At 71.4% G+C, this 22,644-nt stretch carries 17 protein-coding genes and 2 tRNA genes; 10 read left to right on the top strand and 9 right to left on the bottom strand.

Features of this window, described 5'->3' with window-relative positions; translation table 11 throughout:
• Positions 1–173 precede the first annotated feature (173 nt).
• The 3 genes from AB0B35_RS04380 to AB0B35_RS04370 all read right to left on the bottom strand — a co-directional run bounded on the left by AB0B35_RS04380 (position 174) and on the right by AB0B35_RS04370 (position 3,975).
• Positions 174–1,607: a glycoside hydrolase family 76 protein gene (locus tag AB0B35_RS04380; protein ID WP_361040532.1), complete on the bottom strand. Its 1,434-nt coding sequence runs from the start codon at positions 1,605–1,607 to the stop codon at positions 174–176.
• Positions 1,608–1,717: 110 nt separating this feature from the next.
• Positions 1,718–3,535 (bottom strand): DNA helicase RecQ, encoded by a 1,818-nt coding sequence (gene recQ / locus AB0B35_RS04375; protein WP_361040530.1) that lies wholly within the window; start codon positions 3,533–3,535, stop codon positions 1,718–1,720.
• 71 nt (positions 3,536–3,606) lie between these two features.
• Positions 3,607–3,975, bottom strand: a complete 369-nt coding sequence (locus AB0B35_RS04370) for a DUF1801 domain-containing protein (protein WP_361040527.1) — start codon at positions 3,973–3,975, stop codon at positions 3,607–3,609.
• A 98-nt stretch (positions 3,976–4,073) separates the two neighbouring features.
• Here AB0B35_RS04370 and AB0B35_RS04365 point away from each other — a divergent pair, with 98 nt between their 5' ends.
• The 5 genes from AB0B35_RS04365 (at position 4,074) to AB0B35_RS04345 (ending at position 10,626) form a co-directional block, all read left to right on the top strand.
• Positions 4,074–4,622 carry an RNA polymerase sigma factor gene (locus tag AB0B35_RS04365; RefSeq protein ID WP_361040525.1) on the top strand — a complete coding sequence of 183 codons (549 nt, stop codon included), beginning with the start codon at positions 4,074–4,076 and terminating at the stop codon, positions 4,620–4,622.
• A complete protein-coding gene (locus tag AB0B35_RS04360) occupies positions 4,619–5,695 on the top strand; it encodes a hypothetical protein (RefSeq protein ID WP_361040522.1) in 1,077 nt (358 codons plus the stop codon). Before AB0B35_RS04365 ends, AB0B35_RS04360 begins: the two co-directional genes overlap by 4 nt.
• Positions 5,696–5,858: 163 nt before the next feature.
• Positions 5,859–6,836 carry a LysR family transcriptional regulator gene (locus AB0B35_RS04355; protein WP_361040520.1) on the top strand — a complete coding sequence of 326 codons (978 nt, stop codon included), beginning with the start codon at positions 5,859–5,861 and terminating at the stop codon, positions 6,834–6,836.
• A 52-nt stretch (positions 6,837–6,888) separates the two neighbouring features.
• A complete protein-coding gene (locus AB0B35_RS04350; RefSeq protein WP_361040518.1) occupies positions 6,889–8,376 on the top strand; it encodes a S1 family peptidase in 1,488 nt (495 codons plus the stop codon).
• A gap of 165 nt (positions 8,377–8,541) precedes the next feature.
• The gene (locus AB0B35_RS04345) at positions 8,542–10,626 is read left to right on the top strand and encodes an acyltransferase family protein (RefSeq protein WP_361040515.1); all 2,085 of its coding nucleotides are present in this window, start codon (positions 8,542–8,544) and stop codon (positions 10,624–10,626) included.
• A 61-nt stretch (positions 10,627–10,687) separates the two neighbouring features.
• Here the strand turns inward: AB0B35_RS04345 and AB0B35_RS04340 are convergent.
• Positions 10,688–10,764 (bottom strand) — tRNA-Met (locus AB0B35_RS04340).
• 141 nt (positions 10,765–10,905) lie between these two features.
• Between AB0B35_RS04340 and AB0B35_RS04335 the strand changes: the two genes are divergently transcribed.
• On the top strand, positions 10,906–12,396 hold the full coding sequence (locus AB0B35_RS04335; protein ID WP_361040513.1) for a cellulose binding domain-containing protein: 1,491 nt from the start codon (positions 10,906–10,908) through the stop codon (positions 12,394–12,396).
• 9 nt (positions 12,397–12,405) lie between these two features.
• Here AB0B35_RS04335 and AB0B35_RS04330 read toward each other — a convergent pair whose 3' ends face one another.
• From AB0B35_RS04330 to AB0B35_RS04315, 4 genes are all read right to left on the bottom strand, one after another.
• Positions 12,406–12,801, bottom strand: a complete 396-nt coding sequence (locus tag AB0B35_RS04330) for a helix-turn-helix transcriptional regulator (protein ID WP_361040844.1) — start codon at positions 12,799–12,801, stop codon at positions 12,406–12,408.
• 106 nt (positions 12,802–12,907) lie between these two features.
• Positions 12,908–12,981: transfer RNA gene (locus tag AB0B35_RS04325), tRNA-Met, on the bottom strand.
• Between the two features lie 101 nt (positions 12,982–13,082).
• Complete coding sequence (locus tag AB0B35_RS04320; protein WP_361040511.1) at positions 13,083–15,968, bottom strand: UPF0182 family protein; 2,886 nt, start codon at positions 15,966–15,968, stop codon at positions 13,083–13,085.
• Between the two features lie 183 nt (positions 15,969–16,151).
• Positions 16,152–17,225, bottom strand: coding sequence for a PDZ domain-containing protein (locus AB0B35_RS04315; protein ID WP_361040508.1), 1,074 nt, complete (start codon positions 17,223–17,225; stop codon positions 16,152–16,154).
• Positions 17,226–17,333: 108 nt separating this feature from the next.
• Here AB0B35_RS04315 and AB0B35_RS04310 point away from each other — a divergent pair, with 108 nt between their 5' ends.
• Positions 17,334–18,605: a zinc-dependent metalloprotease gene (locus AB0B35_RS04310; protein ID WP_361040506.1), complete on the top strand. Its 1,272-nt coding sequence runs from the start codon at positions 17,334–17,336 to the stop codon at positions 18,603–18,605.
• Between the two features lie 165 nt (positions 18,606–18,770).
• Here the strand turns inward: AB0B35_RS04310 and AB0B35_RS04305 are convergent, their stop codons facing one another.
• On the bottom strand, positions 18,771–19,298 hold the full coding sequence (locus AB0B35_RS04305) for a M48 family metallopeptidase (protein WP_360521393.1): 528 nt from the start codon (positions 19,296–19,298) through the stop codon (positions 18,771–18,773).
• Between the two features lie 362 nt (positions 19,299–19,660).
• Between AB0B35_RS04305 and AB0B35_RS04300 the strand changes: the two genes are divergently transcribed.
• The 3 genes from AB0B35_RS04300 to AB0B35_RS04290 all read left to right on the top strand — a co-directional run bounded on the left by AB0B35_RS04300 (position 19,661) and on the right by AB0B35_RS04290 (position 22,489).
• Positions 19,661–19,816 carry a DUF5679 domain-containing protein gene (locus AB0B35_RS04300; RefSeq protein WP_166381884.1) on the top strand — a complete coding sequence of 52 codons (156 nt, stop codon included), beginning with the start codon at positions 19,661–19,663 and terminating at the stop codon, positions 19,814–19,816.
• Between the two features lie 175 nt (positions 19,817–19,991).
• The gene (locus tag AB0B35_RS04295) at positions 19,992–21,089 is read left to right on the top strand and encodes a hypothetical protein (RefSeq protein WP_361040504.1); all 1,098 of its coding nucleotides are present in this window, start codon (positions 19,992–19,994) and stop codon (positions 21,087–21,089) included.
• Between the two features lie 65 nt (positions 21,090–21,154).
• Positions 21,155–22,489, top strand: a complete 1,335-nt coding sequence (locus AB0B35_RS04290) for an AarF/ABC1/UbiB kinase family protein (RefSeq protein ID WP_361040502.1) — start codon at positions 21,155–21,157, stop codon at positions 22,487–22,489.
• Positions 22,490–22,644 lie beyond the last annotated feature (155 nt).

Genomic DNA, 22,644 nt, shown 5'->3' with positions numbered 1-22,644 from the left:
TCCGCGGTCCGCGGTCCGCAGTTCGCGGTTCGCGGTTCGCGGTTCGCGGTTCGCGGTTCGCGGTCGAGATCGCCGTTTGTGGTCAGAAGCTGCGGTCTGGCCGCAGGTTCTGACCGCATACAGCGATCTTCCTTCCGACGCGGCCCGGGAACGGCCGGCCGGGGCAGGCCGAGTTACGGGGCGGCGTTCATCAGGTCCAGGGCGCTCTGTTGACGGGCGGCGTCGAGTTTGTCGACGGGCCCGGCCCAGCGCAGGCCGTACAGGTCGAGCGGGGTGCGGTCGGCGGCGTACGCGGCGTCGGCCTGGCGGCGCAGGTAGGCCGTGTAGGGGCGGTCGGGCAGCGCGTTGTTCAGGGCGGCGAGGCCACGCACGTACGCCCCCTTGAACGAGGGCCCGTCCGCGCCGCAGTCCCCACCCTCGCACGGGTCGCGCAGGATGCCGTTGACGTGCAGCAGCCCGGTCGTGGTGGACGCGTCGGCGAGCCGCCGCGCGGTGGTGAGCAGGCTCGCGTCCCCGGTGGCTCGGTGCAGTTCCACCAGCCCGCCCAGGGGCACGCCCTGGTTGTACGACCACACCGGCTGGCCGTTGTTCCGGCAGGTCGACAGGTTGACCCCGTCGTTGATCAGCGAAGACGCGTTGATCATCCCGGTGCCCTGGAACCAGGTCCACGTCGCCCGCGCCCGGTTCAGGTACACCGCGTCGCCCGCGATCCGGTTGTGCAGGGCCGCGTTGACGTGCAGGTAGAGGCCGTTCGCGATGGCGTTCTTCGCGGTCCGCGCGGTGCTCCACCAGACCCCGCCGCCGCAGACCCCGTCCCAGTACGCCGCCATGTGGTCGGCGGCCACCCGGGCCGTGCTCAGGTAGCGGGCCTCGCCGGTGAGGTCGTACGCGGCGATCCAGGCCAGCGCCCACCAGCCGGTGTCGTCGATGTACTCGTTGCGGAAACTCCCCTGGTACGCGCTCAGGTTGAGGTCGTAGGTGCGCCCGATCGCGTACCGGTAGCTGCCCATGCCGGTGACCCGGACGTTGTCGATGAGCGCGGTCAGCGCGTTGGCCGTGTTCCACCAGCCGGTGGTGTCGAACCGCCCGGTGGCCAGGTTGTAGGAGGTCATCAGCCCGGTGGCGGCGGCGGTGCGCCGGTTGCCCGCGTTCCAGGTGGTGCGCGCCCAGGTGGTGCACGCGATCTCGGGGCGGTCGCCGGCCTTGCCGCAGGCGCGCAGCGCGCCGACGCCGAGCCCGGCCCAATCGTCGACGTTGAACATCGCGGTGCGCCAGCCGCGCTGTCCCGCCGGCACGGCCACGTCGCCGAGCAGGCCCGTCCAGGTGCGGCCGCCGTTGAAGGAGCGGTCGAGCCAGACCCGGTCGCCCGCATTGCCGTTGGCGATGCTCGCCCAGCCCATGGCGTCGGCGTCGTCGAAGTGCAGCACGATCTGCCGCCCCCAGACCCCGGCACTGACCGGTGCCCGGTCGCCCGGGGACAGGGCCGGGTCGCGCCCGTCGCAGTAGCGGTTGCAGATCGGGGCCGCCGCGGCGGCGCTCGCCATCGGCCCGGCGATCAGGCCCGCGACGGCGAGCCCGGCGGCCAGGAGACGTACCGGCAGTCGCATGTGAACCTCCTGCTCAGGGATGAACCGGGATGCAGGAGAGCGCTCTCACTGAGCACTCATGTAACAGGAGGTTTACATTTTCGTCAACGTCGATGGAATGCCAACCTCGGTCAGGCCGCGGCCAGCGTCTCCAGCACCCCGTCGCCGTACTTGGCCAGCTTGTTCTCGCCGACCCCGCTGATCCCGCGCAGCTTGCCGAGTGAGTCCGGGGCCGACGCGGCGATCTCGCGCAGGGTCGCGTCGTGGAAGATGACGTATGCCGGGACGCCCTGCTCCTTGGCGGTCGCGGCACGCCAGGCCCGCAGCGCCTCGAACCGGGGCACCGCGTCGGCGGGCAGCTCCGTCACGGCCGCCGCGGCCGCGGACTTGCGCGACGAACCCGACGAGCGGGCGGCGCGCTCCGGCTCGCGGCGCATCATCACCTCACGGCGGCGGCCCAGCACGTCGGCGCTGGCGTCGGTCAGCGCCAGGGTGCCGTGCTCGCCCTGCACCGCCAGCAGCCCCTGGGCCAGCAGTTGGCGCACCACGCCGCGCCACTCGGACTCCTGCAGTTCGGTGCCGATGCCGAACACGGTCAGCTCGTCGTGGCGATGCTGCGCCACCTTGTCGGTCTTGCGGCCGAGCAGGATGTCGATCGACTGCCCCGCGCCGAAGCGCTGGTTGCGCTCGCGCTGCAGCCGCAGCACGGTCGACAGCAGCTTCTGCGCGGGCACCGTGCCGTCCCAGGACTCCGGCGGGACCAGGCACGTGTCGCAGTTGCCGCACGGCTCGCCCTGCTGGCCGAAGTAGGCCAGCAGCTGCGTGCGGCGGCACTGCACTGTCTCGCACAGTGCCAGCATCGCGTCCAGGTGCGCGGCCAGCCCGCGCCGGTAGGCGGCGTCCCCGGCCGAGCTGTCGATCATCTTGCGCTGCTGCACCACGTCCTGCAGGCCGTAGGCCAGCCAGGCCGTCGACGGCAGCCCGTCGCGCCCGGCCCGGCCGGTCTCCTGGTAGTAGCCCTCGACCGACTTCGGCAGGTCGAGGTGGGCGACGAAGCGCACGTCCGGCTTGTCGATGCCCATGCCGAACGCGATGGTGGCCACCATGACCAGCCCGTCCTCGCGCAGGAAGCGGGACTGGTTGGCCGCGCGCGTGGCCGCGTCGAGTCCCGCGTGGTAGGGCAGCGCGTCGATGCCCTGCTGCACCAGGAACTCCGCGGTCTTCTCCACCGACGCCCGGGACAGGCAGTAGACGATGCCCGCGTCCCCGGCATGCTCGGTGCGCAGCAGCTCCAGCAACTGCTTCTTCGGGTCGTTCTTCGGCACGATGCGGTACTGGATGTTGGGCCGGTCGAAGCTGGAGACGAACAGGCGCGCCTGCGTCAACTGCAGGCGCTGCGCGATCTCGGTGCGGGTGGCGGTGGTCGCGGTCGCGGTCAGCGCGATGCGCGGCACGTCCGGCCAGCGCTCGTGCAGCACGGACAGGGCCAGGTAGTCGGGCCGGAAGTCGTGGCCCCACTGCGACACGCAGTGCGCCTCGTCGATCGCGAACAGCGAGATCTTGCCGCGCTCCAGCAGGCGCAGCGCCGAGCCCGAGCTCAGCCCTTCGGGCGCGAGGTAGAGCAGGTCCAGCTCACCCGCGACGAACTGCGCCTCGACCACGCGCCGCTCGTCGAGGTCGAGGGTCGAGTTGAGGAAGCCCGCCTTCACGCCCAGCGCGGTGAGCGCGTCGACCTGGTCCTGCATGAGCGCGATCAGCGGCGAGACCACCACGCCGACGCCGGGCCGGACCAGAGCCGGGATCTGGTAGCACAGCGACTTGCCACCACCGGTCGGCATGAGCACCAGGGCGTCGCCGCCGCCGATCACATGCTCGATGATCTCCTGCTGCTCGCCGCGGAACGAGTCGTAGCCGAAGATCCTGCTCAACACCTGCGAAGCATCCTGCACCCGTCGATCCTATGGACCGGCCCCGACGACACGCATGCCGGTGCGACGACGGCAACACGACCAGGGGCGCGTCACTCACCCGCCGGACGCGCCCGCCGCTCCACCAGCGCGCTCGTCACGCGGGTGATCACGTCGTACGGGATCGGCTCGCGCAGCGGGAAGCGCAGGGTGCCCTTGGCCGCCCGGTACGGCGCGACGACCTCCTCGAACGACGCGTCCCCGTCCGGCACGGGGTACACCGAGACGTGGTGCTTCCAGCCGGCGAAGTACACGAGATACCGCCCGTCCAGGGTGATGGTGGGGATCCCGTAGCTGATGTTCTGCCCCGCCTGCGCCGGCGCGGCGGCCAGGATCGTCTGCCGGACCTGCCGCAGCACGTCCTGCACCTCCTCGGGGAACGAGTCGATGTATTCGTCGATCGTGGTGAACCGGGCCGCCATTCATTCATCATCCCGCCTCCGGGCCACCCCGGCAGCCCGGCGCGAGCGACGGGGAACAGAACAGCGGCCTGCGGGCAGTCATGAGTATGTTGCACACCATGGCCGAGCCGCGCGCGAGCCGCTCCGACGTGGCGGGCCTCTTCGACGAGCACGGGGCTGAGCTGCTGCGCTACTGCGCGGGCCGGGTCGGTCCGACCGTCGCCGAGGACGTCGTGGCCGACACCTTCCTCATCGCGCACCAGCGCCGGCACCGGCTCGGCGACGGGCCGGCCCGAGCCTGGCTCTACGGCATCGCCACCAACCTGCTGCGGCGGCACCGGCGCAGCGAGACCCGGGGACTGCGCGCGCTGGCCCGGACCGGCCGCGAACCGGACGTGTCCGACATCGCCGAGCGGGCCGCCGCACGAGCCGACGCGTCGGCGCAGAACCGGCGGCTGGCCGCGGTGCTGGCCGCGCTGCCCGCCCGCCAGCGCGACGTGCTGCTGCTGCACGCCGTGGCCGAGCTCGGCTACGAGGAGATCGCCACCACGCTCGGCATACCGCTGGGCTCGGTGCAGTCGGCGCTGCACCGCGCGCGGGTCAAGCTCCGCGCCGCCCTCGCCACCGAACCCGACGCAGACCGAAACGCTCCCGGAGGCTCCCGATGACCGACGACGCCGACCTGCGCACCGTGCGCGAATTCCACCAGGACCGCCCCGGGCCCGCCCCCGCCTCGCTCGACCGGGTGCGGCGGCGCGTCCAGACCGCGACCGCGCCGAACGCGCCCCGGCGCCTCCTCCCCCGCTGGGCCGCTCCTGCCGCAACCGCGGCGGTGGTCGCCGCCGTGGTCGTCGGCGTGACGCTGCTGGGCACGGCAGGCGGCGGCACCTCGCAGCCGAGTGACCCCGCGAGTTCCGCGCCCACCGCGACGGAGGACACCTCGGAGCTGTGGCTGAAGTACGGCGCGCGGGTGCCGGTCGCCGCGGTCTTCGCCGAGCTGGACCAGGTTGCGGCCGGCGCCGCCCCAGCCGTGCCGCGGGCCGGCCAACTGCTGTGCTCGTACACCGCCGTGCTCACCCGCCCCGGCCCGTCACCCGTGCCGGGCAGCGACCCGGCGTGGTCCGGGGTGCTGGCGCGCTGTTTCGAGCCCGAAGGGCTGATCGAGATACCCGCACCGGTTCTCGGCGAGGTCAAGGGGCAGTCCCCCGAGGAGCAGCTCGCCGCCGCGCGGGACGGTTTCGCCGCCGCCGGACCCGGCTGGGGGTATCCGACCGCGGCCTGGCTGGCCACGCTGCCCACCGATCCGGAGCTGCTGCTCGCCGGCTTCCGGGCGGGCTCGCGTGGCCCGGCCGAGGTCGACGACTTCACCCGGTGGCAGCAGTACGGGCGGTTCCTGACCCGGGTCGATCCGCTGCTTCCGGCCGCCCAGCGCGCCGCCTTCCACCGGCTGCTGAGCGGGCTCGACGGCCTCACCGCCGTCGAAGCCTTCACCGACTCGGGCAAGCGCCTCCTGGCGGTACGCCTGACCAGCGGAACGGTCAGCGACGAGCTGCTGTTCAATCCGGGCACCGGCCGCCTGGCCGGACACGTCGAACTGGCCGGGCCGGCCGACCCGGCCGCGAGCGGCGGTCCGGGATCGTCACCGGGCGGCGAGCCGGTGCCGGTCCGGCAGGAGCTGTTGGGATACGCGTTCCAGCCTGCGTCGAGCTGGGCCAGCCCGTCCGCAACCGCACGGCGGTAACGAGATGCCGCCTGGTCTGGCGACGCGCCGCGAGGGCACCGACACGCGCGGTTCCGCCCGGTAACGAAAGGGACAACCGCTTGCCTGGCAAGTGACAGTCATCTATAGCCTGTCTACACTGCGTGGATCTCTCGCCGGTTGCACCTTCCACACTGGAGCGGCCATGAATCTGGAGATCCGCCACCTCCGCGTGGTCTGCGCGATCGCGGACACCGGCAGCGTGACCAAAGCGGCCTCGCTGCTCGGGCTCGCCCAGCCCGCGGTCACCGCACAGTTGCAGCGCATCGAGCGTTCCCTGGGCGGCCCGCTGTTCGAGCGCGGCCGCCACGGAGCCACGCCCACCGCACTGGGCGAGCTGGTGCTGGCCCGGGCCCGGGTGGTGCTGCCCGCGATGAAGGGACTGCAGGACGACGCGGCGCAGCTCACCGGCGTCCGGACCCGGCCGAACCAGTGGCGCATCGGCGCGGTCAACGGCCCGATCCTCGGCGGCCTGATGTCCCGGCTGGCCGCCGAGAAGGACGGCGTGGAGGTGCTCACCCATCCGTCGCACTGGGCCGATCAGCTCTGCGAGCTGGCCGTCGCCGGCAAGCTCGACTTCTGCATCGTCGGCGTCTGCGGCGACACCGTGCCGGGCAGCCCGGACGACGGGCTGACCTGGCGGGAGATCGCGATCGACGCCGTCTTCGTGATGCTGCCGGAGAACCACGCGCTGGCCCACCGATGGGAGATCGACCTGGCCGAGCTGGCCGACGCGCAGTGGGCCAGCATGCCGGGCGACGGCTGCTTCGGCGACTGCTTCGCCGCCGCGTGCGCGCGGGCCGGGTTCACCCCGCGCACCATGTACGAGATGGACATCGGCAACGCCGTCGACGCGGTGCTGTCGGGGCACGCGGTCGGGCTGTGCAAGGCGACCTTCCGCCGGGTGGACGGCATCGCCACGGTGCCCATCGCGGGCGGGCCGCTGCGGTGGCGGCACCTGCTGGGCTGGCACCCGCGCAGCGAGGCCGCGGGTTACGCCGACGTCATGCTCGCCCACGCCGCGGCGGCGTACGCGGAGTCGGCCGCCCGCAACCCGCACTACCTGGAATGGGGCAAGGCCAACCCGCAGTTCGGCCCGCGGGTTTCCATCGCATCGCGGTAGGACGTAAGCGATATCTACCATCACCTATATATGTGCGTCTAGTTTTCGCTGCATGAACCGCAGACTCCTCTTCGCTTCGGCGGCGGCGACCCTCACCCTGGGCATCACCGTCGCACTGACGTATCCGGCCGCGGCGGGACAAAGCCCCGACGCCGCGACCGACGCCGCCACCGCGGCGGGCATCTCGCCCCAGGTCTTCCAGGCCCTCGCCCGTGACCTCAAGCTCGACCCGGCCGGCGTGCAGGCCCGGCTCGCCAACGAGACCAAGGCCGGCAAGGCCGACCTGTCGCTGCGCAAGTCGCTCGGCGGGGCCTACGCCGGCGGCTGGCTGTCGGCCGACGCGAAGACGTTCACCGTCGGCGTGACCAGCGAGTCCCAGGCCGCGAAGGTACGCGCCGCCGGGGCGACCCCGCGGCTGGTCGCCCGCAGCCTCACCCAGCTCGACGCGGTCAAGGCCCAGCTCGACGCCGTCGCGACCAAGGCCCCCCAGACGGTCCCCGGCTGGTACGTCGACGTGACCACCAACCAGGTCGTGGTGCTCGCCAAGTCGGGCGCCGACGCGGCGGCCTTCGTCAGGCAGAGCGGAGTCGACGCCGCCGCGGTGCGGGTCGAGGCGAGCGCCGAGACCCCGGTGCCCTACATCGACGTCATCGGCGGCAACGCGTACTACATCGGCAGCGGCAGCCGCTGCTCGGTCGGCTTCTCGGTCAACGGCGGCTTCATCACCGCCGGCCACTGCGGCAGCACCGGGGCGACCACGACGCAGCCGAGCGGCACCTTCGCCGGGTCCAGCTTCCCCGGCAACGACTACGCCTGGGTGCGGGTCAACTCCGGCAACACCCCGCGCGGGCTGGTCAACAACTACGCGGGCGGCACCGTGACGGTGTCCGGCTCGACCGAGGCCGCCGTCGGCGCGTCGGTCTGCCGGTCCGGCTCCACCACCGGCTGGCACTGCGGCACCATCCAGGCCCGCAACTCCTCGGTCACCTACCCGCAGGGCACCGTCAACGGCCTGATCCGCACCAACGTCTGCGCCGAGCCGGGCGACTCCGGCGGCTCGCTCATCGCGGGCAGCCAGGCCCAGGGTGTCACCTCCGGCGGCTCCGGCAACTGCTCGTCGGGCGGCACGACCTACTTCCAGCCGGTCAACGAGATCCTGTCGGCGTACAGCCTGACCCTGGTGACCGGCAGCGGCCCGCCGCCGTCGTCGCCGCCGCCCGGCGGCAGTGGCTGCACCGGCTACGAGTTCAGCCGCAGCGGCTCGCTGTCCAGCGGCGGCAGCGCCTACCAGCCGGACAACAGCTACTACCAGTCCACCAGCTCCGGCACCCACCGCGGCTGCGTGGCGGGCCCGTCGGGCACGGACTTCGACCTCTATCTGCAGAAGTGGAACGGGTCGGCGTGGGCGAACGTGGCCTCCGGCACGACCCCGTCGAACGCGGAGACGCTGACCTACTCCGGCACGGCCGGCTACTACCGGTACCGGGTGTACGCGTACAGCGGCTCGGGCTCGTACGCCATGGGTTTCACCAACCCGTGACGGCCTGCTGATCCCAGAATCGCCGGAGCCCGGTTCCTGGCCAGGAACCGGGCTCCGGTCTGTCGTGGCAGGGCCCTGGGGCGAGGCTGCCGCCCAGCTCACGGCGGATTCCGAAGGACCCGATTGTGTTAGCGTGCATTCCTCATCTTGGGGATGGACGACCGCATGCAACTCATGGCGCACCCGACGCCGGCTGCCCCGACGACGGTGCAGCCGACGCCGACCGACCGAGGGTTCCGGCCCGACATTCAGGGCCTCCGGGCGATAGCGGTCATGGTGGTGGTGCTCTACCACCTCTGGCCGACGCACCTGACCGGCGGTTACGTGGGCGTCGACGTGTTCTTCGTGATCTCCGGCTTCCTCATCACCGGACATCTGTGGCGCGAGATCGAGACGCGCGGCACCATCCGGCTGGGTTCCTTCTACGCCCGGCGCGCGCTGCGGCTGCTGCCCGCGGCGGGGCTGGTGCTGGTGGCCACGGCGGTGGCGAGTTACCTGCTGCTGCCCGACGACCGCTGGGCCGACACGTTCAAGCAACTGCTGGCCAGTGCGGCATATGTCCAGAACTGGGTGCTCGCCGGCAACTCCGTCGACTACCTGCTGCAGAACGCACCGGACAGTCCGGTGCAGCACTTCTGGTCGCTGTCCGTGGAGGAGCAGTTCTACGCGTTCTGGCCGCTGCTCATCCTCGTCACCATGCGGCTGGTCAGCCGGAAGCGGGCCGTCGTCGTGGTGCTCTCGGCGCTGCTGCTCGTCTCGCTCGCCTATTCGGTCTACCAGACCGGCGCCGACCCGAAACAGGCCTACTTCATCACGCCGACTCGGGTGTGGGAGTTCGCCGCGGGCGCCCTGTGCGCCCTGGTGACCGTCAAGGCCCGGGCCGTCTGGGGTTGGCTGGGCCTCGCCGCAGTGCTCGCCTCGGCGGTGCTCTACACCAAGGCCACGGCGTTCCCCGGCTACGCCGCGCTGCTACCGGTGCTCGGCACCGCCGCGCTCATCCTGGCTCGCCCCGACGGCCGGGGTTCGGTGGGCCGGTGGCTGTCGCTGCGGCCGGCCACCGCGATCGGCGACATCTCGTACGCCGTCTACCTGTGGCACTGGCCGCTGCTCCTGCTGCTGCCGCTCGCGCTGGACGTGCCCCTCGCGCTGCCCGCAAAGGTCGCGGTGCTGGCGTCCACCCTGCTCCTGGCCTGGCTCAGCACCCACTTCTTCGAGACCCCGCTGCGCACGAACCGGGCGCTCAAGGTGCGCCGCTGGCCCTCGCTCGCGATCGCCGTGTCCCTGGTCGCCGCCATGTTCGCCGCTTCCGTCCAGGCGAACGCGGAGCTCGACGACCGCGCCGCCGAAGCCGCCGCCAGCTACACCAGCCGGCTCGACGAAGCGGGGGGCGGGTGCATCGGCGCGGCCGTGTTCACCGGGACCGACTGCGCGCCGCCCTTCGGTTCGGGTCCGCGGATGTCGGCGACGCTGGCAGTCAAAGACCAGTCCAATCCGGAGTACACCGCCTGCGACCCGACGCTCGACACCCGCCACGTCCTGGAGTGCTCCTTCGGCCCGAAGGACGCGGCCTACCGGGTGGCCATGGTCGGCGACTCGCACGCCACCCAGTGGCTGGGCACGCTGCGCCGGCTGGCCGACGAGAACCGGCTGCGGGTGAAGACCTACTTCAAGATGTCGTGCCCGTTCGCCGAGGCGATCCGGGTGCTGCCGCGCGAGGCGAAGGAGCGGCAGGACAACTGCACGGCGTGGCAGGAGGACGTCACCAGCCGCATCGTCGACGATCCGGAGATCGACTACGTGCTGGTCACCGCATACTCTGCGGCCTATCGGTTCGAGGCGCTGCCGGGTCGGCCGGCGCTCGCCGATCAGAACGAGGCGTTCATCGGCAAGTGGCAGCGGCTGCTGGCGGCTGGCAAGCGCGTCGTCGTGCTGCGCGACACCCCGAGCATGCTCGGCAAGTCCATTCCGTCCTGCGTCGAGAAGGAGCAGGCCAACCTGCGCCGCTGCGCGGTGGCCCGGGACAAGGCGCTGAAGCCTGACCTGATCTCGGCCGCGGCGGCGGCCCTCGGCGACCCCCGGGTCACCGTCATGGATCTCAGTGACGGGCTGTGCGATGCGCAATGGTGCTACGGCCTCGCGGGCGATGTGGTCGTCTACCGCGACAGCAACCACCTGACCTGGCAGTACGCGCAGACGCTGGCTCCGGCGTTCTGGCAGGCCTTCGTGAAGGCCGCAGGCCCGCTCACCTAGGGACCACAAGACCGAGGGCCCTCGTCCGTTCCCGGATGAGGGCCCTCGGTCTTCGTGCTGTTGGTAGCGGGGACAGGATTTGAACCTGCGACCTCTGGGTTATGAGCCCAGCGAGCTACCGAGCTGCTCCACCCCGCGTCGGCTGTTACAGACTATGTCACCGTTGTCGACCGTGTCTAATCGATTATCCGCCCACATTCACGGACGCCATCCCCTTGGCAGGACGGCCTCCACCGTGTTCGATGACTGGCAACAAACCTTCCAGAAAGGAGCCGGTCGATGCGAACCCTCCGCGCGGTCGCGGTCACGGCAGCCGTCGCCCTGCTGGGTGCGGCGGTCCCCTACCTGACCAGCACCGCGGCACATGCCGCCGGACCGATGCTGCGCGTGACGGTCACCCAGGTCAGTGTGTGGGCCACCGGGTACGGCGCCGACGTGACGATCACCAACACCGGCGACGCCCCCGCCACCGGCTGGGCCGTCGCGTTCGACCTGCCGACGGGCACCACGGTCAGCTCGTCCTGGAGCTCCGTCCGCACCCAGAGCGGGCAGCGATACACCTTCACCAACGTGGGCTGGAACGGCACCGTCAGCCCGGGCGCCTCGCAGACCTTCGGCTTCAACGCCGCCGGGATCGGCACCCCGGCCGACTGCACCGTGAACGGCGCGTCCTGCACCGGCGGCCCCGGCCCGTCGCCGTCCGCCCCGGCGTCGCCCAGCGCCTCCCCCAGCGCGTCGCCGTCCCCGTCCGCCGCACCGTCCGGCCCGCCGCCGTCGTCCCCGCCCCCGCCCGGCGGCCCGGTCGTCGACGTCGCCACCGCCGCGCAACTGAGCAGTGCCCTGAACAGCGCGATCCCGGGCACCACCATCCGGCTCGCGGCGGGCACCTACCGCGGGGCGTTCGCCACCACCCGGCCGGGCACCGCCAACGCGCGGATCACGCTGACCGGGCCGCGCACCGCGGTGCTGATCAACGACGGGCCGAGCGGCACCGCGCCGTCCTGCCCCGCGCCCACCGCCGGCTGGGACTCCGGGTACGGCCTGTGGCTGTTCGGCGCACCGTACTGGAACCTCACCGGGTTCACCGTGGCCGAGTCGAAGAAGGGCATCGTGCTGGACGACTCCCACCACGTGACGATCAGCGGCGTGCACGTGCACCACACCGAGGACGAGGGGGTGCACTTCCGCCGCTCGTCGGCCGACGGCATCATCCGCGACTCGGTCATCGAGTACACCGGCCTGGTCCAGCCCGGCTACGGCGAGGGCGTCTACCTCGGCTCGGCCGGGTCCAACTGGGCCTGCCACGGCAACTCCGGCGGCGTCGACCGCTCCGACCGGGTCCAGGTGCTGAACAACCGCATCGGCCCGTACGTCGCCGCGGAGCACATCGACATCAAGGAGGGCACGTTCGACGGGGTGATCCGCGGCAACACATTCGACGGGCGCGGCATCTCCGGGCAGAACTCGGCAGACTCGTGGATCGACGCCAAGGGCATCGGCTACGTCATCGAGAACAACACCGGCACGTTCGCCGCGCCGGGCGTGTTCGTCAACGGCTACGAGACGCACAACCCGGTGACCACCCCGTCCTTCCCGAACGGCTGCGGCAACGTGTGGCGCGGCAACAGCTCGAACCTGGGCGGCATCGGCCAGTACGCGATCCGGATCACCTCGACCTCGAAGTGCGCCGGCAACCTCAACGTGGTGTACGCCTCCAACACGGTCGCCAACGCCACCGCCGGCCTGACCAACATCGCGGTCACACCCTGAAAGGCGGGCTCAGGCCCCGGCCGGTCGCGCCGGGGCCCGGGTCGGCCGAGCGGACTCGCCGTTCCTGACCTGCCGTAGGAACATCTTGGCCACGCACCCCGGCAGGGCCGCGCTCCAGGAGTGGTCACGGGCCCGGTAGGCGCTCGGGCTCTCGCCGACGACCTCGGTGAACCGGCTGCTGAACGAGCCCAGCGAGGTGAACCCGACGGCCAGGCAGACCTCGGTGACGCTCAGGTCGCCCCGCCGCAGCAGGGCCTGGGCGCGCTCGATCCGGCGGCTCATCAGGTAGCTGTAGGGCGTCTCACCGAAGGCGGCCCGGAAGCTTCGCGAGAAGTGCCCCTGCGACATCAGCGCAGTGCGCGCCAGCGCGGCCACGTCCAGCGGCTGCGCGTATTCGCGGTCCATCCGGTCACGGGCCTGCCGCAGCCGGACCAGGTCTTCCCTCGTCACTCTGGTCACCTTACCCACATGCAGAAGGACCCGGCTCCATCGGAACCGGGTCCTTCGTTCGTAGCGGGGACAGGATTTGAACCTGCGACCTCTGGGTTATGAGCCCAGCGAGCTACCGAGCTGCTCCACCCCGCGGCGGTCTCTAAACCATAGCCGGTTGATCGCATCGCCCGCAAATCGACACGGGGTGAGCGCCGTCTCAGCGTCTCACCCCGTGTCGTCTCGGCCTGCCGCCGTCAGCCGGTGGTGGCCGGCGACGGGGAGGGCGCGGGTGCGGAGGGCGAGGCAGCCGGGGGCGGCGTCGTGCCGCTCGCCTGCTCGAACTCCTTCATCGCCGCCTCCAGCGCGGCCAGCGCCTTGCCGTACGCCTCGAAGTTGCCGGACTGCTGGGCGGCCCGCACGTCGTCGATGGCCTTGTTGACCTTCTCGGCGGCGGCGGCCAGCGTCGGCGAACCCGTCGTCGGCGGTGGCTGGTTGCCGGGCGTGGTCACCGGTGGTGTGCCCGTGCCGACCAGCTGTTTGATGCCGTCGGTGAGGGTGTCCGCGAAGGCCACCTTGTCGCCGTAGCTGACCAGCACCTTCTTCATCAGCGGGTACGCCTTCTCCCCGCTGGAGCGCAGGTAGATCGGCTCGACGTAGAGCATGCCGCCGCCGTACGGCAGGGACAGCAGGTTGCCCTTGACGACGTTGGTGCTCCAGATGTTGAGCTGACTTCGCGCCGTCTCGAAGTTCTCCATCAGCTGCTGCGCCTGGCCCGGTCCGGGAATGCGGCCGTCCTTGCTCAGCTCCAGCACCTGCAGTGTCGGTTTGCCGTCGACGTACGACCCGGAGATCAGCGCGGCCAGGTTCTGCCGCTCCCGCGGGGTCACCGCGGCGGTGAGCTGGAAGCGCGGCTCGGTCTGCCCCGGCAGCTGGGTCAGCAGGTAGTACGGCGGCTGCTTGGCCGAGCCCGCGTTGGCCGGGTCGTTCGGCACGGCCCAGAAGTCGGGCGCGTTGAAGAAGTCGTTGGCGTTGTTGACGTGGAACCGGGTGAGCAGGTCGCGCTGCACCTTGAACATGTCCGCCGGGTAGCGGAAGTGCTGCGCCAGCTCAGCCGGGATCTTCGCCTTCTCCGTGATCAGCTTGCCGCCGAACGCGCTGTTCCACGCCTTGAGGATCGGGTCCTTGTCGTCGAACTCGTACAGCGTGACGGTGCCGTCGTAGGCGTCGACGGTGGCCTTCACCGAGTTGCGGATGTAGTTGATGTCCTGCCGGGCGAGCCGGAACGTGCCGTCGCCGGTCAGCGAGTCACTGGTCGCGTCCTGCAGGTCGATGCGCTGCGCGTACGGGTAGTTCGCGCTGGTCGTGTAGCCGTCGATGATCCACACGATGCGACCGCCGACCGCGGCCGGGTACGGGTCGCCGTCCAGCGTCAGGAACGGGGCGACCTTCTGCACCCGGGTGCGCGGGTCGCGCTCGTAGAGGATCTTCGAGTTGTCGTTGACCGCGTCGGCCAGCAGGAAGTTCGACTCGGCGTACTTGATCGAGTAGAGCAGCCGCCGCCAGGTCGAGCCGAGGTCGACGCCGCCCTGGCCGGTGTAGGTGTAGCGGGCGTCGGTGGCGTCGCCGGTGGGCCGGTCGTACTCGGCGCTGGTGCCGCCGTCGGGCTTGCCGACGATCGCGTACTCGCCCATGCGCTCGCCGTAGTAGATGCGCGGCTGGTCGACCGGCAGCTTGTCGGTGGACGACGAGCAGCCCTGGTCCGCGCCCTGCGCCTGGCCGGTGAAGAAGCCGGAGACGAAGTACGGCTGGCCGGCGCAGACCGTGGTGTTGGCGGGTGCCGCCACCAGGCCGTAGCCGTGGGTGTAGACCGTGTGCTTGTTGATCCAGTTGCTCTGCGCGGTGGTCAGCTTGCTGTACTCGATCTCCCGCAGGCCCACCACGTAGTCGGCGGTCTTGCCGTCGATGGTGTAGCGGTCGATGTCGAGCTTGTCGCCGAACTGGTAGAAGCTGCGCACCTGCGACAGCTGCGTGTAGGTCTCGGCGACCACGGCCGGGTCGAGCAGGCGGATGTTCGGCACGATCGTCTTGTCCTGCGCCAGCGACGCGGGCGGCTCCACCGTGTCCGACGCGTACGGCGTGGTCGTCGCGGTGTCCAGGCCGTACGCGGCGCGCGTGGCCTGGATCGTCCGGTCGATGTACGGCGCTTCCTTGACGTTGCGGCTCGGGTCCACCTGGAACGTCTGCACGCCCCACGGGTAGATGCCGCCGATGGCGACCGCCGAGATGGCCAGCAGGCCCAGCGCGACGCCCGGCCACACCAGGTTGCGCATGACCGCGTTCGAGAAGATCAGGATGGCGATGACGACGATCACCGAGATGTAGGTGAGCATCTCCTTCGCCGGCAGCAGCGCCTGGATGTCGGTGTAACCCGCGCCGGTCAGGTCCGTGCCGGAGATGGTGTCCAGCAGCAGCGCCCGGCGGTCCAGCACGTACGCGATCGCCTTGAGGCTGACGAACAGCGCGACCAGGCCGGTCAGGTGGGCCCGCGCGCCGGTGGTCATCCGGTCGCCCGCGCCGGACAGCCGCACCCCGCCGTAGAGGTAGTGCACGCCGAGCGCGCCGATCAGCGCCAGCACGGTCACGGTGAAGCCGGTGTTCAGCAGGTACTGCCAGAACGGCAGCTTGAACACGTAGAACCCGATGTCGATGTTGAACTGCGGGTCCGTCTGGTGGAACGGCTGGGCGTTCTCGAACAGCAGCCACTGCTGCCAGTGCCCCTGCGCGGCCAGCCCGGCGAAGAACGCGACAGCGCCTGCCGCCAGCGCGAACCAGCGCATCAGGTGCGGGCCGAGCAGATACCGGTAGCGCTCCAGCGCCTGCTGCTCGACCCCGGTCGGCGGCAGGAACGGGCGCAGCTTGTACGCCAGGTACAGGTTGCCGAAGAGGAAGGCCCAGATGATCAGGCCGAACACCGCGAACAGGCCTATCCGCGTGCCGAGCTGGCCGGTGAAGACCTGGGTCGCGCCCAGTTCGTCGAACCAGAGCCATTCGGTCCAGGCCTCGACCACCCAGCCCAGGACGGCGAAGAAGACAAGAAGGCCGGTCAGCACGATGAGCCAGGCTCGTCCGCGACGGCTCATGTGCGGCAGTTGACTTGATCGGGTCACCACGGTGGAAGCCTACGTTGCCGTGCAAGAGCGCGGCACTGATGGCAGGCCTTACGGAACCGTGGTGAGTCGTCTGACGTGCTGTTTCACGCGGGCCCGCGCCGGAGCGGAGCCCGCGTTTCTCAGCTTATTGACAGGAAAGCGCACCTCGGCCGATCAGCAGGTGGGCGGCGTGCCGCCCGAGCGCACCGTCGCCAGGGCGGCCAGCGCGTCGTCCAGGGTGGCCACCTTGGCCAGCGGCAGGCCGGGCAGCGCGTTCGCCTTGGCCTCCTCGCAGTTCGCGGCGGGGGTCAGGAAGATCTTGGCGCCGGCCGCCTTCGCCCCGTACAGCTTCTGCGGGATGCCGCCGATCGGCCCGACGTTGCCCTCGTCGTCGATGGTGCCGGTGCCCGCGATGACCTTGCCGCCGGTGAGGTCCTCGGGCGTGAGCTTGTCGATGATGCCGAGCGCGAACATCAGCCCGGCGCTCGGGCCGGCGATGTCGTCGAGCTTGATGTTCAACGTGAACGGGTGCGGCTGGTCGGTCTTGACCTCGATGCCGACCCGCGGCGTGTTGTCCTCGGCCGAGGCGGGCTTGGTGGTCACCTCGACCGTGGCCGGGGCCTTGTCGCGGGTGACGCCGAGCTTGAGGGTGGAGCCCGCGGGCTTGGCCTGGATCAGCTCCAGCAGCTTGCCGTTGGAGGTGACCGCGGTGCCGTCGACGGTGTCGATCACGTCGCCCGGCTTCAGCTTGCCGTCCGACGCGCCGCCCGCGACGACCTTCTCCACGGAGATGCGCACCGGGTAGCCGAGCTCGCGCAGCGCCGCGGTCTCCGCGCTGGACTGCGAGTTCTTGAAGTCCTCCTGGCCCTGCTGGTCGATCTCCTCGCGGGTCGCCTCCGGCGGGTAGAGCAGCTCGTACGGCACGACCGCCTCCTCGTCGGACCACCAGCCGCGGATCACCGAGACCAGGTCGGTCGACGACTGCACGTTGACGGTGACCAGCCGCAGCTGCCCGTCGGACTTCGAGACCGCGGGACCGCCGGTGATCGAGATGACCTCGTGGCAGCCTTCCCCGGCGCCGGCCGCGCCCGGTGTGCACAGCTCGCCCTTGTCGTCGACGGCGGTCAGCGTGTCCACGGTCGGGCCGGCGCTCTCCACCACGTACGGCACCCGTACCTGCCCGATGGCGAACAGCAGCAGCACGGCCAGGACCGCGCCCAGCACCACAGTCAACCCGCGACGTCTCATGGCGGCCAGCCTATCCAAGCGTCCCTCGTGCGCGCCGGACCCTGACTTGTCCCCGATCACGGGGAGGGTATGAGTCACTTCGGCTCAACTTCGCGTACGGTGGAGAGCGTGCCTGACACCCCGTTCGGGTTCGCCCTTCCTGGCGGCCAACCACCAGACCCCAACGACCCGCAGCAGATGCAGCAGTTCCTCGCCGGGCTGCAGCAGCTGATGGCGATGAGTTCCAGCGGCGGCGGCCCCGTCAACTGGGACCTCGCCCGGCAGGTCGCCACCACCTCGCTCAACAGCGAGGGCGACCCGGCCGTGACCGCCGCCGACCGCGCCGCGGTCGACGAGGCGCTGCGCCTGGCCGACCTGTGGCTCGACCCCGCCACCGCGCTACCCAGCGGCGTGGTCACCACCGCGGCGTGGAACCGCAATGAGTGGATCTTCAACACGCTGGACGTCTGGCGCAAGCTGGCCGACCCGGTCGCCGAACGCATGGTCAACGCCATGGGCGACCTGGTCCCGCCGGAGGCCCGCGCCCAGCTCGGCCCGATGGCCGCGATGATCAGCAGCCTGGGTGGCGCGCTGTTCGGCGGCCAGTTCGGCACCGCACTGGCCAAGCTCGCCGTCGAGGTGCTCTCGGCCGGTGACATCGGCCTGCCGCTCGGCCCCAGCGGCACCGCCGCCCTCGTGCCGGCCAACATCCGGGCGTACGGCGACGGCCTCGACATCGACTCCGGCGAGCTGCGCCTGTTCGTGGCCCTGCGGGAGACCGCCCACCAGCGGCTCTTCGGCCACGTGCCGTGGCTGCGCGGGCACGTGCTCAGCGCTGTGGAGGCGTACGCCAACGGCATCCGGGTGGACCGGGAGGCCATCGAGGAGGCGCTCGGCCGGGTCAATCCCGCCGACCCGGAGTCGATGGCCGAGTTGCAGCTCGAAGGCATCTTCACCCCCGACGACAGCCCTCAGCAGCAGGCCGCCCTGCGCCGCCTGGAGACCGTGCTCGCCCTGGTCGAAGGCTGGGTGACGCACGTGGTCGAGCAGGCCGCGGGCAACCGCCTGCCCAACGTCGTACGCCTCTCCGAGACGTTCCGCCGCCGCCGCGCGGCCGGTGGACCCGCGGAGCAGACGTTCGCCGCGCTCGTCGGCCTGGAGCTGCGGCCCCGCCGTCTGCGCGAGGCGGCGGCGCTGTGGGCGGCGCTCACCGAGCACCGCGGCGTGTCCGGCCGCGACGCCCTGTGGGAGCACCCCGACCTGCTGCCCGACGACGAGGACTTCGCCGACCCGGCCGCCTACGCGGCCGCCGCCGACACCACGGTCCTCGACCTCAGCGGCCTCGACGACCTCCCCAGCCACGACGAGGGCAACCCCGAGAGCGGCCCCAAGCAGGACTGATCCCGTCGGCCGCCCGCGCTTTTACCGACGTTGGCCTATCACATCGAAAATCCGCGCCCCGGAATCGACCTGATAGGCCAACGTCGACAGCAGGGCGCGTGACGGCGTCGACGGGCAACGGGGCGGCAGCGGCGTCGACGGGACGGCGGCCGGGGCGGGCAGGCGTTATTCGGCGCGGGCGTGTTCGGCGGCGGCGATGCCTTCGAGGTAGCCCCGGGCGCGCTCGGTGCGCGGGTAGCGGCCGACCAAAGCCCAGAACCGGGCGTTGTGGCTGGGCACGATCAGGTGCACCAGCTCGTGGAGCAGCACGTAGTCACCGACCCAGCCCGGCATCTCGCGCACCCGCTCGGACAGCCGGATGGTGCGGTCGGCGGGGGTGCAGGAGCCCCAGCGGCCGTTCTGGTTGCCGACCCAGCGCACGGTCGCGGGCACCGCGACGGCCCCGAACTCGGGCAGGTAACGGCAGGCGAGCTGGCGGGCGCGGACTTCGAGATCGGCGTCGCTGCGCTGGCTGCGCTGATCGCGCGCGGCGAGCCGGGCGAGCATCTTGCTCACCCACTCGCTCTCCTCTGCTCGGGAGAACTGGCTGGGAATGAGCACCACGACCCGCTCCCCCTCGCGGTAGGCGGACACCGTCCGCCGCCGGCGCTCACTGCGCCGGACCTCTACCACGGGTTTGCGTGCGGCGGCCATTAGCGACCGGCGCAGACCAGGGGGCACCCGGGGGTAACCAGGGGGGTGTTACTCACGGAAGGGACGCTAGCGGCCCGGTGCCAGGGGGGCGCAAGAGTCAATCTTGTGATCATCGCCAGATTTGCCGGGATAGGTGGCCTTCGCCAAGAAAATTCTTCCGGCCGTGACCCGCGCCACTGGTACGCATAAGGGACATTACTCAATGCACAGGCGTCTTTAAGAAAATGCCTCATTTTCTACAAGCGTGATGACTCCGGCGTGTCCCGCGTAACCTGACTACTCAGATCGATTCGGGCAGGCAGACTTCCACCGTCACAGCGCAAGCCGCCGGGACGAGTCACCGTGGATCATGAGGAGGAATCGTGGCCGAAGAGAAGTACAACGGCTACTGCGTGAAGTGCAAGGAAAAGCGTGATTTCACCGGCAAGGTGGAGATCTCCAAGACTGGCATGCGGATGGCCAAGGGGCCCTGCCCCGTCTGCGGGACGACCGTGAACCGCATTCTCGGCAAGGCCTGAGGGACAACGCGAGACAGGAGCCCGCAGACACTGCGGGCTCCTGTCGCTTTCCCGACATTCCTCCCCAAGATCTGTGGATAACCCAGGTCAGTGTTGTGGAAAACCTCTTGATCAGCGGGGAAGAGCTGTGGATAACCGCGGGCGTACCCGTCAGGCGCTGGCACCCTCGGCGGCTGTGAGCCCCTCCCCGATGTCCCGCCCCGCCCTGCTGCCGGGGCTGCGCCCGATGTGGCGCGACCGGCACACCGTCCAGCTCGGCACGGATCCAGAGCACGCCGTCGTGCTGGAGCTGCCGCACCGGTCCGCGGCCCGGCTGCTCGACCTGCTCGACGGCTCCCGCACCGAGCGGGCCGTGCTGGCCGAAATGGCGCGGTTGGGGATGCGGGCCGAGGACGTGCATGAGGTGCTGGCCGCGCTGGCCGCACACGGGCTGGTCCTGCCGGCGCACGCGCTGATGCCGGCCGCTCTGCCCGCCGACCACCGGGCCCGGCTGGCCGACGAGGCGGCCGCGCTCGCCCTGCGCCGGACCGAGACCGCCGGGACCCCGGCCCGTGTGCTCCAGCGGCGGGGCCAGGCCCGCGTGATCATCGCGGGAGCGGGCCCCACCGCCCGCCTGGTCGCCACGGCCCTGCTGGACGCCGGAGTGGGCAAGGTGGGCACGGTGGCCTCCCCCGGCGCGGCCGCCACCGTGACCAGCCCACGCGGCGCGGTGGACGCCGTGGCCTGCTCCCGAGGCGCGGCGGACGCTTCGGGCGGCTCGCGCGGTGTGACGGCCGCTGCGGACGACCTGCCTGGCGCGGCGGACAGCCTGCCCCTGGCGCGAGGGAGCAGACCGCAGGCGGGCACTCTGCGCGCCACCGACGCCACGTTCCGCGTGCAGGTCGGGCACGCGGTCTCCACCCGCGGAACCCGCCGGAGGGTGCCGCACCTGGCGCTGACCGTACGCGACGGAGTGGCCGTGGTCGGGCCGCTCGTGCCCGCCACCGGTGGTCCCTGCCTGCGCTGTCTCGACCTGCACCGCACCGACCGCGACCCGTCCTGGCCACGGCTGGCGGCCCAGCTCGCCCAGTCGTCGGCCGGGGGCGACCCGTGCCCGGCGGCGACCCGGCTCACCGCCGCCGGTTTCGCCGCCGCCGAGGTGCTGGCCTACCTCGACGGGGCCGCGCCGACCACGATCGGCAGCACGGTGGAGATCAACGGCGTGCTGCCCTGGCGTCGGCGCTCCTGGTCGCCCCACCCGTCCTGCGACTGCACCCGGCGGCGGCGCGGCTGACATCTCCACAGGGTCTTCACCGGCCGGAACAGGCCGAAATCCGCGTGGTCGGCAACAATGGCACGGTGACCGACATCCCGCGCCGTGCCGTCTCCCGGACCGCCAAGCTGGCTTCTCTTCCCCTGGGCTTCGCCGGGCGGACCGTGCTCGGCTTCGGCAAGCGGGTGACCGGCCTCGCCTCCGACGTGATCTCCGCGGAGATCCAGGAGCGTACGGCCGAGCAGCTGTTCAGCGTGCTGGGTCAGCTCAAGGGCGGCGCGATGAAGCTCGGCCAGGCGCTGAGCGTGTTCGAGGCGGCGCTGCCCGACGCCCTGGCGGAGCCCTACCGGGACGCGCTGACCAAGCTCCAGGAGGCGGCCCCGCCGCTGCCCGCGGCCACCGTGCACAAGGTGCTGGCGGAGCAGCTGGGCAGCGACTGGCGGACGCTGTTCCGGGAGTTCGACGACACGCCCGCCGCCGCGGCCAGCATCGGCCAGGTGCACCGGGCCGAGTGGAAGGTGCCGCGCAAGCGCACCGGCGTCCCGGTCGCCGTGAAGATCCAGTATCCGGGCGCGGGCGACGCGCTGATCGCGGACCTGGCCCAGCTCTCCCGCCTGGCCGGGCTGTTCAAGGTGATCCAGCCCGGGCTGGACGTCAAGCCGCTGGTCACCGAGCTGCGCGCGCGGGTGGTCGAGGAGCTGGACTACGAGCTGGAGGCGGCCAGCCAGCGCGCCTTCGCGGCGGCGTACGCGGGGGACGAGGAGATCCTGGTGCCGCAGGTGCTGGCCGCCGCGCCGCGGGTGCTGGTCACCGAGTGGGTCGAGGGCATCCCGCTGTCGAAGATCATCGGCAGTGGCACGGTGGCCCAGCGCGACCGGGCCGGGGCGCTCATGGCCACGCTGCACTTCTCCGCCCCCGAGCGGGCCGGGCTGCTGCACGCCGACCCGCACCCGGGCAACTACCGGCTGCTGCCCGACGACCGGCTCGCCGTCATCGACTTCGGCGCGGTCGCGCGCCTGCCCCAGGGCCTGCCCGAGCCGGTGGGCCGGATCACCCGGCTCGCCCTGGCCGGGCGCGCCGACGAGGTGCTCAGGGGGCTGCAGGGCGAGGGTTTCGTGCGCGCCAACGCCGACATCGACGCGCAGGCGGTGCTGGACTACGTGCGGCCGATGCTGGAGCCGCTGGCCGCCGAGGAGTTCCGCTTCACCCGGGCCTGGCTGCGCGAGGAGGCGGCCCGGCTGGCCAGCCCGCGCAGCCCGGCGTACGCGCTGGGACGGCAGCTGAACCTGCCGCCGTCGTACCTGATGATCCACCGGGTGACGCTGGGCTCCATCGGCGTGCTGTGCCAGCTCGAGGCCAAGGCGCCGTACCGCGCCATCCTGGAGCGCTGGCTCCCCGGCTTCGCGGAACCGACCGACTGAGCTGCTCACACTCCAAAAGACGGATGCCCGCCGGCTTCGCCGGCGGGCATCCGTCTTGATTCACTTATCGCTGCGACAGCTCACGTGCACGCCGATGCGCGGCGACCATGATCTGGCGGGCGGAACGGGAAGCCTCAGAGGGGATGTTCTGAGGC

It is taken from the genome of Catellatospora sp. NPDC049133 (genome assembly GCF_040648455.1).
Classification (GTDB): domain Bacteria; phylum Actinomycetota; class Actinomycetes; order Mycobacteriales; family Micromonosporaceae; genus Catellatospora; species Catellatospora aurea.
This window is presented reverse-complemented; position numbering and strand designations above follow the sequence as displayed.

Coding starts and splice junctions, on each gene's coding strand:
- AB0B35_RS04380 (WP_361040532.1), bottom strand. CDS start 1,607: ATGCGACTGCCGGTACGTCTCCTGGCCGCCGGGCTCGCCGTCGCGGGC.
- AB0B35_RS04370 (WP_361040527.1), bottom strand. CDS start 3,975: ATGGCGGCCCGGTTCACCACGATCGACGAATACATCGACTCGTTCCCC.
- AB0B35_RS04365 (WP_361040525.1), top strand. CDS start 4,074: ATGGCCGAGCCGCGCGCGAGCCGCTCCGACGTGGCGGGCCTCTTCGAC.
- AB0B35_RS04360 (WP_361040522.1), top strand. CDS start 4,619: ATGACCGACGACGCCGACCTGCGCACCGTGCGCGAATTCCACCAGGAC.
- AB0B35_RS04355 (WP_361040520.1), top strand. CDS start 5,859: ATGAATCTGGAGATCCGCCACCTCCGCGTGGTCTGCGCGATCGCGGAC.
- AB0B35_RS04350 (WP_361040518.1), top strand. CDS start 6,889: ATGAACCGCAGACTCCTCTTCGCTTCGGCGGCGGCGACCCTCACCCTG.
- AB0B35_RS04345 (WP_361040515.1), top strand. CDS start 8,542: ATGCAACTCATGGCGCACCCGACGCCGGCTGCCCCGACGACGGTGCAG.
- AB0B35_RS04335 (WP_361040513.1), top strand. CDS start 10,906: ATGCGAACCCTCCGCGCGGTCGCGGTCACGGCAGCCGTCGCCCTGCTG.
- AB0B35_RS04330 (WP_361040844.1), bottom strand. CDS start 12,801: ATGGACCGCGAATACGCGCAGCCGCTGGACGTGGCCGCGCTGGCGCGC.
- AB0B35_RS04320 (WP_361040511.1), bottom strand. CDS start 15,968: ATGAGCCGTCGCGGACGAGCCTGGCTCATCGTGCTGACCGGCCTTCTT.
- AB0B35_RS04315 (WP_361040508.1), bottom strand. CDS start 17,225: ATGAGACGTCGCGGGTTGACTGTGGTGCTGGGCGCGGTCCTGGCCGTG.
- AB0B35_RS04305 (WP_360521393.1), bottom strand. CDS start 19,298: ATGGCCGCCGCACGCAAACCCGTGGTAGAGGTCCGGCGCAGTGAGCGC.